Here is a 16,000-nt window from a genome sequence, read left to right as displayed (position 1 = left end):
TGAGGGGCAGGATGAAGGGGATTTTGGGGGTTCTGGCAGCACTGCTGCTGGGCACTCCGGCGATGGCGGCTGAAATCAAGAATGTGCGCATCTGGCTCGCGCCGGACCATACACGTCTGGTGTTTGATCTCTCGGGACCGGTGAAACACAAGGTGTTTAGTCTGGATAACCCTGATCGCCTGGTGGTGGACATGGAAGACTCGCGCCTGCTGGCGAATCTTGATCGATTGGGACTGCAGGACAGCCCTGTCAGCAACATGCGCGAGTCGCGCCAGGCCGACGGTACCCAGCGTTTCGTGCTGGATCTGAACAGCACTGTAAAACCCCGCAGTTTTACGCTGGCGCCCAATGATCAGTACGGTCACCGATTGGTGCTGGATTTGTTGAAAACCGGTGCCGACAAGCCCGCGCCTGTGCCGGTGCAGCAACCTGCCGCGGTGGCCGCTGCAACGGGTACGCTGCGCGACGTAGTGGTGGCCATTGATGCGGGTCATGGTGGCGAGGATCCCGGCGCGCTGGGGCCCGGCGGCCTGCGTGAAAAAGATGTGGTTATCGCCATCGCCAAGGAAGTGTACCGGCGCCTGGATGCGACGCCTGGCTACAAGCCGGTGATGGTGCGCAAAAGTGACTATTACGTCAGCCTGCGCGGGCGTACCAAACTTGCCCGTGAACATAACGCCGACCTTTTCGTGTCCATTCATGCCGATGCCTTCAAGGATTCCCGAGCCAATGGCGCGTCCGTCTGGGTGATTTCAGACCGTGGCGCCACCGGTGAGGTCGGTCGCTGGCTGGCCCAGAAAGAAAACAGTGTGGATGCCATCGGTGGTGTGGTCAGCCTGGACGACAAAGATGAAGTCCTGGCCGGTGTGCTGCTGGATATGTCCATGACCTTCAGCATGGAAGGCAGTCGCCAGGTGGCAGACCGGGTACACAAGAACATTGGCAAGTTTGCCCGCATGCACAAGCCGTTTGTTGAGCAGGCGGGTTTCGTGGTGCTGAAGTCCCCTGGCATCCCGTCGATTCTGGTGGAAACCGGGTTTATCTCCAACCCGGACGAAGCCCGCAAGCTGAAGTCGAGCAAGTACCAGAGTCAGATGGCCGTGGCCATCACCGAGGGTGTGAAAGACTACTTCTGGCACCGGCCGCCGGCCATGACACATCTGGCTCACCGCAAGAACGGCGGTGGCCAGCTGGCGTCCCTGTCTGATCGCACGCACAAGGTGTCCCGCGGCGATACGCTGTCGGTGATTGCCGTGCGCAACGGCGTGTCCCTCTCGGCGCTGCGCGCCGCCAATGGCCTGTCCAATGACAAGATCCGTATTGGTCAGGTACTCAAAATTCCGTCAAGCTAAGGAGCTGCGCGGATCAGGCCACAGCGCTCTGTTGTGGTCTGATCCGGGGCTCCCTAACCGGTAATACATTTGTCTATGTCACGAATACAGTTGCTGTCGCCACGTCTGGCCAACCAGATTGCGGCCGGCGAGGTGGTCGAACGTCCGGCATCGGTGGTCAAGGAACTGCTGGAAAACAGCCTTGATGCCGGCGCCACCCAAATCGAGATTGATGTCGAGCAGGGCGGCATGAAGCTGATCCGCCTGCGGGATAACGGCGGCGGTATCGAGGAGCAGGATTTGCCGCTGGCCCTCAGTCGTCATGCGACCTCCAAGATACTGGTGCTCGAGGATCTCGAAGCGGTCAGCAGTCTGGGCTTTCGCGGTGAGGCACTGGCCAGTATCAGTTCGGTATCCCGCTTAACGCTCACCTCGCGTCGCAGTGATGCGCCCAGCGCCTGGCAGGTGCAGACCGAGGGTCGGGACATGGAGCCGGTGGTCAGCCCTGCGGCGCATCCGCAGGGGACCTGTGTCGAGGTGCGGGATCTGTTCTTCAATACGCCGGCGCGGCGCAAGTTCATGCGCACCGAGCAAACCGAATTCAAGCACCTGGAAGAGGTGGTCAAGCGCCTGGCCCTGAGCCGCTCCGATGTGTCTTTCCAGCTGCGGCACAATGGCCGGGTGATCCATCAGCTGAGACCCGCGCGCACCGAGCAGGACCATGAACGGCGCATATCGTCGGTGTGCGGACCGGCCTTTATCGACCAGGCCCTGTCGCTGGACATGTGCGCCGAAGCCAGCGGTCTGAGGCTCTGGGGCTGGATGGGGTTGCCGACCTTTTCCCGCAGTCAGACGGATCTGCAGTACTTCTTTGTCAATGGCCGCATTATTCGCGACAAGCTGGTGGCCCATGCGGTACGCCAGGCCTATCAGGATGTGCTCTTTCACGGCCGTCACCCGGCCTTTGTGCTCTATCTCGAGCTGGACCCGCGGTTGGTGGATGTGAACGTACATCCCACCAAGCACGAAGTACGCTTTCGAGAAGGCCGGCTGGTGCATGACTTTATCTTTCGCACGCTGCACCGGGTTATCGCCGATGTGCGCCCCGAAGGCGCCGTACCACCTGCCAGCACGTCGCTGAGTGGCGATCAGGTGTCGGCAGGTGAACATTCAGGTATCCCGGGCTCAACTGCGCAGCAGTTCGAGCAGGGGCGCATGCCACTCACTCAGGCGCCGTTGGGTGGTGCTGTGGGGGGCGCGGCTTCTGCGGCAGCCGGCTTTCAAAACGACTATCGCCCGGCGGGTACTTCGCTGGGAGCGGTGCGGGATCAGATCAGTGGCTACGGCGCCCTGCATGTGCCGGCCAATGGCGCCGGTGGCTTTGGTGCACCTGGTGGTAATGGCATGCAGGATGCGGCGCTGGCTGCCGCTCAGGCTCAGGGTGAGGTCGCGCCGCCGCTGGGCTATGCCCTGGCCCATCTGCACGGCATTTACATTCTGGCTCAGAACGAACAGGGGCTGGTGCTGGTCGACATGCATGCAGCCCACGAACGTATTGTGTATGAACGCATGAAGCAGGCCTACGAAACCGAGGTGGTGCGCTCGCAGCCGCTGCTGGTGCCGCTGAGCATGGCGGTCAGCCAGAACGAGGCGGACTGTGCCGAGGAGCAGGCGGCGGTATTTCAGCGCCTGGGGTTTGAGTTGTCCCGTATGGGGGAAGAGAGCCTGGTGGTGCGTCAGGTGCCGGTGTCGCTGGCCAGGGGCAATATCGAACAGCTGATCCGGGATGTGCTGTCGGACATGATCACGTATGGCCAGAGTCAGCGTATTGAAAACCATATCAACGAGCTGCTGGGGACCATGGCCTGCCACGGTGCCGTGCGCGCCAACCGCCAGCTCAGCGTGCCTGAGATGAACGGTCTGCTGCGTGATATGGAAATTACCGAGCGCAGCGGGCAGTGCAACCACGGTCGTCCGACCTGGACGCAGCTGTCGCTGAGCGAGCTCGACAAGCTGTTTTTGCGGGGGCGCTAGGCATGATCGAACACCTGACTCAGGCGACAGCGCTGCCGCCGGCCATCTTCCTGATGGGGCCGACCGCCGCGGGCAAGACCGCCCTGGCGATGGAGCTGCATGATCGTCTGCCCTGTGACATTATCAGTGTCGACTCGGCGCTGATCTATCGCGGCATGGATATAGGCACCGCCAAGCCCAGTGCCAATGAGCTGGTGCGATACCCGCATCGGTTGATCGATATTCGCGGGCCCGAGCAGAGCTATTCGGCGGCGGAATTTCGCGAGGATGCGCTGGCAGAAATGGCGAAAATTACGGCTGCCGGGCGTATTCCGCTACTGGTGGGCGGCACCATGATGTACTTCAACGCCCTGCAGCAGGGGCTGGCCAAAATGCCGGAAGCCGATCCGGTACTGCGGGCGAGGCTGGAGGAAGAGGCGCGGCAGCAGGGCTGGCCCGCCATGCACAAGCGTTTGGCTGAGGTTGACCCGCAGGCGGCTGCGCGCCTCAAGCCCAATGATTCCCAGCGGGTGCAGCGGGCACTGGAAGTGTTTGAGTTGAGCGGCAGGTCCATGAGTGAACATTGGCGCGAGCAGGAAGAGACCGTTTTGCCCTATCAGGTGCATTCCTTTGCCGTGATGCCGCCGGAACGGGCGGAACTGCACCAGCGCATTGAGCAGCGTTTTCGGCTTATGCTGGAACTTGGGCTGGTGGATGAAGTCGAACGCGTGCTCTGGTCGCGGGGCGATCTTGAGCTGTCGCACCCGTCGGTGCGTTGTGTCGGTTATCGCCAGGTATGGGAATATCTGGCCGGGCGCTGGGACTATGAAACCATGGTATTCAAGGGTATCGTAGCCACCCGGCAGCTGGCAAAACGCCAGGTTACCTGGCTGCGCAGCTGGAATGATTTGCACTGGCTGCAGACGAATGATCGGCAGTTGGTATCTAAAGCCTTGAAATTAGTGGAGTCAGCCATTATATAATGTTCGGCTGGCGCGCAATTGCAGTAGTGTGGATGGCGGTCGGAAGGCGGGGCTTTGGAGGGGATCTTTACGAAGTCCCGACCCGAATAAACTATAACGATTTTCTGGAAGGAGTTTGCAATGTCAAAAGGGCAGTCTTTACAAGACCCTTATCTAAACGTTCTGCGCAAGGAGCGTGTGCCGGTTTCCATTTTCCTGGTGAATGGTATCAAGCTGCAGGGACAGATCGAATCTTTCGATCAGTTTGTCATCCTGCTGAAAAATACCGTCAGCCAGATGGTCTATAAGCATGCGATATCTACAGTCGTTCCTGCCCGTCCGGTGAAACTGCCGCAGGCCGACGAGAAACAGCCGGACTGAGGTCATATTGTTTTTTGAACGACCCAAGTCTGGAGAGAAGGCCATTCTCGTGCACATCGATTTCGGTGACGAGAGCAAGGCTGAGAGTCCCCAGGAGCTTGAAGAGCTCGCACTCTCGGCAGGCGCGGATCCGGTGGAGTTTCTCATCGGCAGTCGTGCCAAGCCGAGTTCCAAATTCTTTATTGGCACTGGCAAGCTGGCCGAGCTGATTGAATTGGTGGTGCTGCATGAAGCAGAGATCGTCATCTTCAATCATTCTCTGTCGCCGTCCCAGGAGCGCAACCTTGAGCAGCAGATCAAGTGTCGGGTGCTGGATCGAACCGGCCTGATACTGGATATCTTTGCTCAGCGCGCCCGTACCCACGAGGGCAAGCTGCAGGTCGAGCTGGCGCAGCTCGATCATATGTCGACCCGTCTGGTGCGTGGCTGGACCCACCTTGAGCGTCAAAAAGGCGGCATAGGTCTGCGTGGTCCGGGTGAGACTCAGCTTGAAACCGACCGCCGCTTGCTGCGCGCGCGGATGAAAAATATCGTCAAGCGGCTTGACCGAGTACGCCGTCAGCGTGACCAGGGGCGCCGTGCGCGACAGCGCGCCGAGGTGCCGACTGTATCACTGGTGGGCTATACCAACGCCGGCAAGTCGACGCTGTTTAACCGCCTGACCGAGTCCAGCGTTTATGTGGCCGATCAGCTGTTTGCGACTCTGGATCCGACGCTGCGCAAAATTCAGCTGGCGGATGTGGGGCCTGCAATCCTGGCGGATACGGTGGGATTTATCCGGCATCTGCCACACAAGCTGGTCGAGGCGTTTCGTGCCACCTTGCAGGAAACCTCTGAGGCGGATCTGTTGCTGCATGTGATTGACTGCTACGACGATGAGCGTGGCGGGCACATTGAACAGGTCAAGCATGTGCTGCAGGAGATCGGTGCCAGCGAAGTGCCCGTGCTGGAGGTCTACAACAAGATCGACATGCTGGACGGGCAGGAAGCGCGCATCGACCGTGACGACGAAGGGCGGCCCTGGCGCGTCTGGGTGTCTGCTGTCACGGGTGAGGGCAGCGAACTGCTCTATCAGGCGGTGAGTGAGCGGCTGTCGGATGATATTTTCCATCAGACGCTGAGCCTGCCCGCCAGTGCCGGTCAGCTACGGGCGCAGCTTTATGCGCTCAATGCGGTATTGCGTGAAAGTGTTGATGCCTCCGGGCAGATGCAGGTTGAAGTCCGATTGCAGAAGAAAGACTTGTTGCGGCTGCTCAGTCGACTCGGGATTCCATCCGAATCGTATCTGATGCAGGCTGTGTCTTGAGAAACTTGACTCAGGCTTGCGTGAGCCCTTGTGGCTATCTACAATTTTTTGAGTTGAATCAAGCGTTTTCTAACGGAGAGCACTATGGCTTGGAATGAGCCCGGCGGGAATGGGGACGGTAAAAACCATGATCCCTGGAATGGCGACAAGCGCGGCGGACCTGGTGGTCCTAAGGGTGGTGGGGATCAGGGGCCTCCTGATCTCGACGAGGCGCTGCGCAAGCTGCAGGACAAGCTGAACAGCATCTTCGGCAAGGTAAACACAGGCGGTGGCGGCGGTGGCGGTTCTTCGTCATCCGGCTCCGGCTTCCTGTGGGTGCTGCTGGTTGTGGTTGTGCTGGGTTGGGCGGGTATGGGTTTCTATACCGTCGATCAGCAGGAGCGCGGCGTAGTGCTGCGTCTGGGCAAGTACTACGACACGGTTAACCCTGGTCTGCAGTGGAACCCGCCGATGATTGACGAAGTCACCAAGGTCAATGTGACCCGGGTGCGTGCGCTCGATCATCGCGCCCTGATGCTGACTGAAGACGAAAACATCGTCGATATCGATGTGACCGTGCAGTACCTGATCATTGATCCCAAGGCGTACCGGCTGAACGTGCGCGATCCTGAAGGCAGCCTGGCAAATGCGTCCGAATCTGCGCTGCGCCAGGTCGTCGGTAGCTCGGAAATGCACTCCTTGCTGACCGAAGGTCGTGAAGCCCTTGGCTTTGCGGTACTGGACCGCCTGCAGGGTTACATGCAGAGTTATGGTACGGGGTTGAGCATCTCCAAGATCAACGTCAAGAATGCCCAGGCGCCGAGTCAGGTGCAGGATGCCTTCGATGACGTGATCAAGGCACGGGAAGACGAGCAGCGGGTCAAAAATGAGGCTGAATCCTACGCCAATGGCATAGTGCCGGAAGCGCGCGGTGAAGCGCAGCGCATGCTTGAAGAAGCCAATGCCTACCGTGAAGAAGTGCTGGCCCGGGCGGATGGTGAAGCCAAGCGATTCATCGCCCTGCTGGGCGAGTATCGCAAGGCGCCGGACGTTACGCGCGAGCGTCTGTATCTGGACATGATGCAGTCCGTGCTGGAAAACAACCCGAAAGTCCTGATCGACGTTGAGGGTGGTAATAACATGATGTATCTGCCGCTGGACAAGTTGATGCAGAACAGCAACGAGCGTCGCGACTCAAGCCGCGGTGCACGCCTGGATGATCAGAGTCTTCGAGAGCTGACAGACAAGGTGGCTGATGAAATGCGTGTACGCCAGAGTACCGTTACGCGTAGGGAGGGCCGGTAATGAAGCCTAGATCAATGCTTGTACTGGTCCTGCTGTTGCTAGTGTTCATGGTGGGATCCAAGTCGGTGTATATCATCAGCGAAACCGAACGTGCGGTCCTGCTGCGCTTCGGTGAAATCGTCAACGATGATGTCACCCCGGGTCTGCATTTCAAGGTGCCTTTCGTCAACGTGGTGCGCAAGTTTGATGGTCGCCTGCTGACGCTGGACGCCCGCCCGCAGTCCTTCCTGACGCTGGAGAAAAAGCGTCTGATCGTGGATGCCTTCGTCAAATGGCGTATTCAGGATGTGGGCAAGTACTACACGGCGACCTCGGGTGACGAGTTCCGTGCCGGTGATGTCTTGCTGTCCCGTGTGGAAAACGAACTGCGTAACCAGTTTGGTGCCCGTACCCTGAACCAGGTAGTGTCCGGTGAGCGTGAAGAGCTGATGGATCAGGTGATTCAGCAGCTCAGTCAGATTGCGCAGAATGAGCTGGGTATTAATGTTCTCGATGTGCGCGTCAAGCGTGTCGAACTGCCGGCCGAAGTCTCGGAGTCGGTATACCAGCGCATGCGTACCGAACGTGAGCGTGAAGCGCGTGAGTTGCGCTCCCGTGGTAAGGAGCTGGCTGAGGGTATTCGGGCTGATGCGGACCGTCAGGTGACTATCGTCAAGGCAAACGCTTACCGCGAAGCCGAGGAGACGCGAGGCGAGGGTGATGCGTCCGCTGCCCGTGTCTATGCCGATGCCTTTAATCGGGATCCGGAGTTCTACTCCTTCTCACGCAGTCTGACGGCCTACAGGGCATCATTCGGTGGAGAGAGTGGTGACGTGCTCCTGCTCAAGCCTGACAGCGACTTCTTCAAGTATCTGTCCAAGCCAACAGGGCCCTGATTCGACCCTGATAAGGCTGTAATGCAGCGGAACGGGTGCAAATTTGCACTCGTTCCGTGCTAGAATCCGCACACCGGGCCAAGACCCGGTTTTTTTGTGGCAGCGGGCTGCCTGGGACGGGATGCTTTATGTCTTCTGGGTTATGGCGCGAGCTGTTAATCGGCTTCTGTTTGATGCTGGTTCTGGAAGGTGTGCTGCCCTTTTTATACCCGCAGCGCTGGCGCCTTATGGTGCAGCAGCTGTCACTGATCAATGATGCAACGCTGCGTGTATTTGGCCTGCTGAGTATGCTGGCCGGTGTGGCGTTGCTGTATTGGATCAACTGAATCAGATTACCAGGATTGTATTGGAGTACTGCATGGCATTGGCAGATCGCTGGTTGTTGCCGGATGGCGTAAAAGACATATTGCCGCCACGGGCGCGCCAGATCGAGGCATTGCGCCGTCGTCTGCTCGATCTCTATGACAGCTGGGGCTATGAGCTTGTCATGCCGCCGCTGATGGAGCATCTGGAATCGCTGCTCACAGGTGTGGGGCGAGACCTGGATATGGTTACCTTCAAACTGACCGATCAGGTCAGTGGGCACTTGCTCGGCATTCGGGCAGACATTACGCCCCAGGTCGCGCGCATTGATGCGCACCGCATGCGTACCGAAGGTGCCAGCCGGCTGTGTTATTGCGGTTCGGTGTTGCAGACGCGTCCGGCCAATATGTTGGCCTCGCGCAACCCGTTGCAGGTGGGTGCGGAGCTTTATGGTCACGCCGGCATTGACAGTGATGTTGAAGTAATCAGCCTGATGCTCGAGACGCTGCTGGCGTCCGGTATAGAGGCACCGCTAAGTCTGGATCTGGGGCACGTCGGGATTGTGCGCAATCTGATGGCGGCTGCGGGTCTGACGGCGGCGCAGGAAAGCCTGTATCTTGAAAAGCTGCAGTTGAAGGCATTGCCGGAAATTGAAGCCTTGCTGGCTGAACTGGATCTCGATGCGCCTACGCTGGCGTTGCTGACCGAATTGCCACGTTTGCATGGTGGTGCCGAGGTGCTGCTGCGTGCTCGCGAGCTGTTTGGCGATGGGCAGGCTGCGGTGCTGGATGCGGTGACTTATCTGGAAGAGATCGCGCGTCAGGTGAGTCTGCGGTATCCGCAGGTGCGTTTGTACTTTGATCTGGGCGAGCTGCGTGGCTACAACTACCATACCGGTATTGTGTTTGCCGCCTATGCGGCGGGCTTTGGTCAGGCGATTGCCAAGGGTGGCCGCTATGACGAGATTGGAAGGGATTTTGGCCGGGCACGCCCGGCAACAGGATTCAGCGCTGATTTGAAATGCCTGGAAGATCTGGCGATTGCAGGGCTTGCAGCCCGTGGCAGCGCCATTCTTGCACCGGCGGGGCAGGCCCCGTCGCTGCTGGCGCGGATCAGTGAGCTGCGTGCTCAGGGAGAGCGCGTTATGCAGCAGTTGCCGGACGTAACGCTGGCCAATGCGTCCAGTTGCGACCGTCAGTTGCTGCAACAAGGGGATACCTGGGTCGTGACGGCCCTGTAAGCGAATTTTTCGATTAACGCTAGACATCACTAGAGACAACAATGGGTAGAAACGTAGTTGTTTTAGGCACGCAGTGGGGCGACGAAGGCAAAGGCAAGATTGTCGACCTGCTGACCGAGCGAGTTGCAGCGGTAGCACGCTTTCAGGGTGGGCATAATGCCGGCCATACACTGGTTATTGATGGCAAGAAGACGGTTCTGCACCTGATTCCGTCCGGCATTCTGCGCCAAGGCGTACAGTGTCTGATCGGTAATGGTGTTGTGCTGTCGCCGGAAGCGCTGCTCAAGGAGATCGAGGGTCTTGAGCAGGCGGGTGTGACAGTGCGCGAGAGTCTGCGCCTGAGCCCGGCTTGTCCGCTGATTCTGCCATATCACGTGGCGCTGGATCAGGCGCGTGAGCTTGCGCGTGGCGAATCCAAGATCGGTACCACCGGTCGTGGCATTGGGCCTGCGTACGAGGACAAGGTTGCCCGTCGCGGTCTGCGTCTGGATGATCTGATGCATCCTGAGCGTTTTGCCGTCAAGCTGAAGGAAGTGATGGCCTATCACAACTTCGCGCTCGAGCATTACTACAAGGTTGATCCGATCGACTATGACACTGTATTGCAGCAGGCGCTGGAAATGGGTGAGCAGCTGCGGCCTATGGTTGCCGATGTGACCTCTATTCTGCACGGTCTGCGCAAGCAGGGTGCCAGCATCATGTTTGAAGGTGCGCAGGGTTCATTGCTGGATATCGACCACGGCACCTATCCGTTTGTGACCTCGTCCAACACCACGGCCGGCGGCACCTCCACAGGTTCTGGTTTCGGTCCGCTGTACCTGGATTACATCCTGGGTATTACCAAGGCTTACACCACGCGTGTGGGCGGCGGTCCCTTCCCGACGGAGCTGGGTTGCGATGTAGGTCGTCGTCTAGCCGAGCGTGGTCACGAATTCGGTGCCACCACGGGGCGTGCGCGTCGTTGTGGCTGGTTTGATGCGGTTGCGCTCAAGCATGCGATTCAGATCAACTCGATTTCGGGTATCTGTCTGACCAAGCTGGATGTGCTGGATGGTCTGGAAACGATCAGCATCTGCATCGGCTACCGTGATCAGCAGGGCAACCTGGTTGAATCCCTCAGCGGCAGCGAAGATTACGACAAGGTCGAACCGGTCTACGAAGAGATGCCGGGCTGGAGTGATTCCACTGTCGGCGCTCAGTCCATTGATGCGCTGCCGGCGAATGCCATTGCCTACATCAAGCGTATTGAGCAGTTGATTGAAGCGCCTGTAGATATCATTTCCACCGGTCCTGATCGTGCTGAAACCATCGTGCTGCGTGACCCCTACGAAGCCTGAGTTCTGAGGGCTTTGCAGGCAGGTTGAGAAAACCCGGCATCCGCCGGGTTTTTTGTGTCTGCGCTATGGGGCCCTGGCTGTCGAGCCTGGCGTCTCGGCGCACATCGGCGGCAGTTGGAGAGGCGCAGTAACTCGGCTTTCGCTGCAGGCGCAGCTGTTTTATATCCTGGGCTTGGCGTATAATGCCGCGTTTAAATTTTGATCTATTCATACTTGGGGAATTTCCATGGCTGTTGAACGTACTCTGTCCATCATCAAGCCTGATGCCGTTGCAAAAAATGTCATCGGTCAGATCGTTGCCCGCTTCGAAGAAGCCGGTCTGAAGGTTGTTGAAATGCAGATGAAAAGCCTGTCCAAAGAAGAAGCTGAAGGTTTCTACGCTGAGCACAAAGAACGTCCTTTCTTTGGTGATCTGGTTGCTTTCATGACGTCTGGTCCTGTTGTTGTACAGGCGCTGGAAGGTGAAAACGCTATCCTGGTTAACCGTGAGCTGATGGGCGCTACCAACCCGAAGGATGCTGCTGAAGGCACTATCCGTCGTGATTTCGCTGAATCCATCGATGCCAACGCTGTACACGGTTCGGATTCCGCTACCTCTGCTGCACGTGAGATCGCTTACTTCTTCGGCAAGTAAGCTGTAAACCTGTGCCGGGGTTGCGGCTGCGCCACAGCCCTGACACAACGATTTAATACTGAGTGACTTTGATGACTGAATCCATTACCAAAACCAATCTACTGGGGTTGTCTCCTGCCAAGCTTGAGGCGTTTTTTGCTGAGCTTGGGGAAAAGCGCTTTCGCGCCACCCAGGTATTGAAATGGATTCATCAGCTGGGTGCCGAAAGCTTTGATGAGATGACAAACATCAGCAAGGCGCTGCGCGAGAAGCTTAATGCTGTCGCGGAGATCCGGCCGCCCGAAGTGGTCTCTCAGGATATTTCCAAGGATGGTACGCGCAAATGGGTTATCCGGGTGGAGGGCGGCTCCTGCGTGGAGACTGTACTGATCCCTGAAGGTACCCGCCGTACACTCTGTATTTCCTCCCAGGTCGGCTGCTCCCTGAACTGCAGTTTCTGCTCAACAGGCAAGCAGGGTTTTAACCGTAACCTGACCGCGGCTGAAGTGATCGGCCAGGTTTATATCGCCATCAAGTCTTTCGGTCCGATGGATCCCAATGGCGAACGCCAGGTGACCAACGTAGTACTGATGGGCATGGGCGAGCCCCTGATGAATTTTGACAACGTCGTCGACTCCACTCAGTTGATGATGGATGACAACGCCTACGGCCTGTCCAAGCGACGTGTCACCCTGAGTACGGCCGGTGTTGTACCGGCAATAGACAAGCTGCGTGAAGTCAGTGATGTATCCCTGGCAATCTCGCTGCATGCACCCAACAACGAGCTGCGCGATGTACTGGTGCCGATCAACCGTCGCTATCCGATTGATCAGCTGATCGACGCCTGTAACCGCTACCTCGAAGGTCTGAGTGACAAACGCGTCATTACTATCGAGTACACCATGATGGCGGGCGTGAACGATCAGCCCCATCAGGCCCGTGAGCTGGTCAAGGTGCTGCGGCGCTTGCCCTGCAAGCTCAATCTGATTCCGTTTAACCCCTTCCCCAATTCCGGCTACGAGCGTCCGTCTGATGCGGCGATTCAGGCGTTCAAACAGATCATGGTGACGTCGAATATTATTACCACTGTTCGACGCACCCGTGGCGACGAGATTGATGCTGCCTGCGGGCAGTTGGTCGGCCAGGTGCAGGATCGCACTCGCCGTAGCCAAAAAATCATTCCCGTGGTACAAGAGGAGCCGGGTCTATCCACGGATCGAAGAGCCTAGGAGGTATAGCTTGAGCGGAATTCGCGCAGCACTATGGACGCTTGTCATGTTGTTGGTGGTGGGCTGTTCCAGTTCGCCGGGGCGTCAGAATTCAGCCGAGGTGTCGCCAGAAAAGGCACTCGAAGCTTATACCCAGCTGGGCTTGCAGTATCTGCGGGCCGGTGATCTGGTCAGTGCCAAGGATGCGCTGCAGCGGGCGGTGGAAATCAGCGATAGCTATGCCGGTACCTATAACGCGCTTGCGCTGGTGTTTCAGGTGGAGCAGGAATACGCCCTGGCGGAACAGCATTTTCGCAAGGCTGTGAGCCTGGAGCCGGAGACGGCGTCCTTTCACAATAACTTCGGTGCCTTCCTCTATGCGCAGGGTCGCTACAGCGAAGCCTGCACGGAGCTGGAGCGGGCGACGGAAGATCCATTTTATACCCAGCGTGCCCAGGCGTTCGAAAACCTGGGGCGGTGCTTTCGCGTCATTCAGCGTCCGGATGCGGCGCAGCATGCTTTTGAACGAACTCTCAGGCTGTCCCCCAACCGTCCGCAGGCCCTGCTGGAGCTGGCGGCAATACAGCTGGAAGCCAATCGCTTGCCCGAGGCGCGGCAGTCTTTCGACAAGTTCTCGCAGCTGATTGATTCGCGTCAGGTGGAGCACAGCGCCCAGAGCCTCTGGCTTGGGATTCAGCTGTCGCGCGAGGGCGGCAGCAGTACCAGGGGTGCCACCTTTGCGCTGTTATTGAAAAATATTTTCCCGCAATCCGCGGAATATGCCAATTACAAGGAGTCGCTGCAGTGAACCAGGTGTCCCAGGCTGAGTCTGAATCGAGTGCGGCCGCGTTGTCGCAGTTCAGTCTTGTTCAGATGCGTGAGGGCCAGGGACTGTCACTGGAACAGGTGGCAACATCATTGCGATTGCCCGCCGCGCAGGTAAGGGCACTGGAAGAGGGCGACTATAGCAAGTTGCCCAGCGTTGTCTTTGCCCGCGGCTACCTTAGATCCTATGCTCGTTTGCTGGGAGTTAATGGCGACGACCTGGTGCTTGAGTTCGACAGGAACTACGGTGGGGCACAGACGTCTGCGTCTATCCGCTCAATCAGCCGGATACAGCCTTCAGGTGCATCGGGTCCTGGTGTCAGCCTGTCGATGTTGCTGCTCGTTGTGGTTATAGTCGCGACCACCTTCTGGTGGTGGAAGACCCAGTATGGACATGAAGTCGCCCTGACCAGTTCGCCGCAAAGCACGGTAGCGGTGGATACGGCTGATGGTGAAACCCTGGTGTTGTCTGCCGGCGAGCCCGAGCCTGAAGCGGGTCTGGATATCGCAGCGCCGCAGCTGTCGCCTGAAGAGGCTATGGCAATCAGTGCTGAAGGTGCTGGAGAGCAGGCCGAAGCTGCAGTGGTAGCCGCTCAGGTCGATGCCGCTTTGACTGCAACCGGCGTTGCGCCTGTGGTTACAGCAGCAGATGCAGCCACGGACACCGTAGCGGCTGCTGCAACGACCGCACTGGCTGCGCCTGCGTCAGACGTGGCTGCTGCCTCTGAGTCAGATGCGGAGGGCGCAGTATCGCTTGCCACAACCGGGCTGCTGGTTCGTTTTAGCGATGATTGCTGGGTCACGGTCAAGAGTGCCACGGGCAAGACGCTGTTCAACAACCTGCGCAAGGCCGGTGAAGAGCTGCGTATCGAACAGGCGGGACCTTTGAATGTGTTACTGGGCCGCACCAATGCAGTCAGTCAAATCAGTTTCGACGGCGCTGTGGTTGACCTCGCGCCCTTCAACAACAAGAATGTTGCCCGGTTAACGCTTCCGCTTAATTAATATGTCGCCGTTCAGATTTAGTAGGGTTTTATTTTGGCCAAGATCAAAGCCATTCGTGGCATGAACGACATCCTGCCGCAAGCAACTCCGGTGTGGCAGTACCTGGAACAGCATGTGCAGACAGTCCTCGGTGCTTACGGTTACGCTGAAATACGCATGCCAATCGTCGAGCAGACCGAACTTTTCAAGCGCTCTATCGGTGAAGTCACCGATATCGTCGAAAAAGAGATGTATACCTTCGAAGACCGCAACGGTGACAGCCTGACGCTGCGTCCTGAAGGAACGGCGGGTTGTGTGCGTGCCGGTGAAGAAAATGGTCTGCTTTACAATCAGGTGCAGCGCCTGTGGTACAAGGGGCCCATGTTCCGGCATGAACGGCCGCAAAAGGGACGCTACCGCCAGTTTCACCAGATCGGTGTCGAGACCTTTGGCATGCAGGGGCCGGATATCGATGCCGAGCTGATTCTGCTGACAGCCCGTCTATGGCGCCAGCTGGGTCTGCTGGATGCGGTCACGCTGCAGCTGAATACCATCGGCAGCGCCGAGGCCCGTGGCCGTTACAAGGACGCGCTGGTGCAGTACCTGCAAGGGTGCAAGGAGCAGCTGGATGAGGACAGTCTGCGCCGCCTGGACACCAACCCCATGCGCATCCTCGACAGCAAGGATACGACAACCCAGGCATTGCTGAACGATGCGCCGGATTTCCATGAATATCTGGATACGGAGTCCCTCGAGCATTTTGAAGCGCTGAAGTCTGTGCTGGATCGCGCCGGCCTCGCCTACGAGGTTAACCCGCGCCTGGTGCGTGGGCTTGATTATTACTGCAAGACGGTTTTCGAATGGGTCACCGACAAGCTCGGTTCTCAGGGCACTGTCTGTGCGGGCGGTCGTTATGACGGCCTGGTAGAGCAGCTTGGTGGCAAGGCGACACCGGCGGTGGGGTTTGCCATGGGCATCGAACGCCTGGTGTTGCTGCTTGAAACCCTTGACGTTGTGCCCCTGTCAGCCCGTCAGACGGTTGATCTGTATATCGCCTCAATGGGGGCTGGTGCGGCCAGCGAGGCCTTGCTGTTGGCGGAGCGTCTGCGCAACGAGACCGACCTTCGAATTCAGCTCCACTGCGGTGGCGGTAACTTCAAGAGCCAGATGAAAAAGGCCGATCGCAGCGGTGCCAGCGTCGCCCTTATTCTGGGTGATGATGAGGTTGCACAGCAGGTGGCAACTCTCAAGCCGCTGCGCAGCGACGCGGCACAAAAACAGGTAGCCTGGTCGCAGCTTGCGGCTGAGCTGACAACTATTATCAACGTTTGATCGACA

General features: G+C 58.3%; 15 protein-coding genes. All 15 read left to right on the top strand.

Annotation, left to right across the window (positions count from 1 at the left end; genetic code table 11):
- The first annotated feature begins 11 nt into the window (after positions 1-11).
- The 15 genes from A8C75_RS17510 (at position 12) to hisS (ending at position 15,994) form a co-directional block, all read left to right on the top strand.
- A complete protein-coding gene (locus tag A8C75_RS17510) occupies positions 12-1,352 on the top strand; it encodes an N-acetylmuramoyl-L-alanine amidase (protein ID WP_067385386.1) in 1,341 nt (446 codons plus the stop codon).
- A 75-nt stretch (positions 1,353-1,427) separates the two neighbouring features.
- Complete coding sequence (gene mutL / locus A8C75_RS17505) at positions 1,428-3,365, top strand: DNA mismatch repair endonuclease MutL (protein ID WP_067385384.1); 1,938 nt, start codon at positions 1,428-1,430, stop codon at positions 3,363-3,365.
- A 2-nt stretch (positions 3,366-3,367) separates the two neighbouring features.
- Positions 3,368-4,327: a tRNA (adenosine(37)-N6)-dimethylallyltransferase MiaA gene (gene miaA / locus A8C75_RS17500; protein WP_067385382.1), complete on the top strand. Its 960-nt coding sequence runs from the start codon at positions 3,368-3,370 to the stop codon at positions 4,325-4,327.
- A gap of 120 nt (positions 4,328-4,447) precedes the next feature.
- A complete protein-coding gene (hfq, locus tag A8C75_RS17495; RefSeq protein ID WP_020683734.1) occupies positions 4,448-4,687 on the top strand; it encodes an RNA chaperone Hfq in 240 nt (79 codons plus the stop codon).
- A gap of 7 nt (positions 4,688-4,694) precedes the next feature.
- The gene (gene hflX, locus A8C75_RS17490) at positions 4,695-5,993 is read left to right on the top strand and encodes a ribosome rescue GTPase HflX (RefSeq protein WP_067385380.1); all 1,299 of its coding nucleotides are present in this window, start codon (positions 4,695-4,697) and stop codon (positions 5,991-5,993) included.
- A gap of 84 nt (positions 5,994-6,077) precedes the next feature.
- The gene (gene hflK, locus A8C75_RS17485; protein WP_067385378.1) at positions 6,078-7,277 is read left to right on the top strand and encodes an FtsH protease activity modulator HflK; all 1,200 of its coding nucleotides are present in this window, start codon (positions 6,078-6,080) and stop codon (positions 7,275-7,277) included.
- Entirely contained in the window at positions 7,277-8,152 is an 876-nt protein-coding gene (hflC, locus tag A8C75_RS17480; RefSeq protein WP_067385376.1) for a protease modulator HflC, read from the top strand. The genes hflK and hflC overlap by 1 nt, the downstream gene beginning before the upstream one ends.
- Positions 8,153-8,280: 128 nt before the next feature.
- Positions 8,281-8,478 (top strand): DUF2065 domain-containing protein, encoded by a 198-nt coding sequence (locus A8C75_RS17475; RefSeq protein WP_067385374.1) that lies wholly within the window; start codon positions 8,281-8,283, stop codon positions 8,476-8,478.
- Between the two features lie 32 nt (positions 8,479-8,510).
- Entirely contained in the window at positions 8,511-9,695 is a 1,185-nt protein-coding gene (locus A8C75_RS17470) for an ATP phosphoribosyltransferase regulatory subunit (protein WP_067385373.1), read from the top strand.
- A gap of 41 nt (positions 9,696-9,736) precedes the next feature.
- Positions 9,737-11,032, top strand: a complete 1,296-nt coding sequence (locus A8C75_RS17465) for an adenylosuccinate synthase (RefSeq protein WP_067385371.1) — start codon at positions 9,737-9,739, stop codon at positions 11,030-11,032.
- Between the two features lie 226 nt (positions 11,033-11,258).
- Positions 11,259-11,666 carry a nucleoside-diphosphate kinase gene (ndk, locus tag A8C75_RS17460; RefSeq protein ID WP_067287104.1) on the top strand — a complete coding sequence of 136 codons (408 nt, stop codon included), beginning with the start codon at positions 11,259-11,261 and terminating at the stop codon, positions 11,664-11,666.
- A gap of 71 nt (positions 11,667-11,737) precedes the next feature.
- Positions 11,738-12,874 (top strand): dual-specificity RNA methyltransferase RlmN, encoded by a 1,137-nt coding sequence (gene rlmN, locus A8C75_RS17455; protein ID WP_067385369.1) that lies wholly within the window; start codon positions 11,738-11,740, stop codon positions 12,872-12,874.
- 10 nt (positions 12,875-12,884) lie between these two features.
- Positions 12,885-13,661, top strand: a complete 777-nt coding sequence (pilW, locus tag A8C75_RS17450; RefSeq protein WP_227819957.1) for a type IV pilus biogenesis/stability protein PilW — start codon at positions 12,885-12,887, stop codon at positions 13,659-13,661.
- Positions 13,658-14,683 (top strand): helix-turn-helix domain-containing protein, encoded by a 1,026-nt coding sequence (locus A8C75_RS17445; RefSeq protein ID WP_067385364.1) that lies wholly within the window; start codon positions 13,658-13,660, stop codon positions 14,681-14,683. Before pilW ends, A8C75_RS17445 begins: the two co-directional genes overlap by 4 nt.
- A gap of 33 nt (positions 14,684-14,716) precedes the next feature.
- On the top strand, positions 14,717-15,994 hold the full coding sequence (gene hisS, locus A8C75_RS17440; protein ID WP_067385362.1) for a histidine--tRNA ligase: 1,278 nt from the start codon (positions 14,717-14,719) through the stop codon (positions 15,992-15,994).
- Positions 15,995-16,000 lie beyond the last annotated feature (6 nt).

The sequence above is a fragment of the Marinobacterium aestuarii genome (assembly GCF_001651805.1).
GTDB lineage: Bacteria > Pseudomonadota > Gammaproteobacteria > Pseudomonadales > Balneatricaceae > Marinobacterium_A > Marinobacterium_A aestuarii.
Note: the sequence above shows the minus strand (reverse complement) of the source record. Positions and strands in the feature narration are given on the sequence as shown.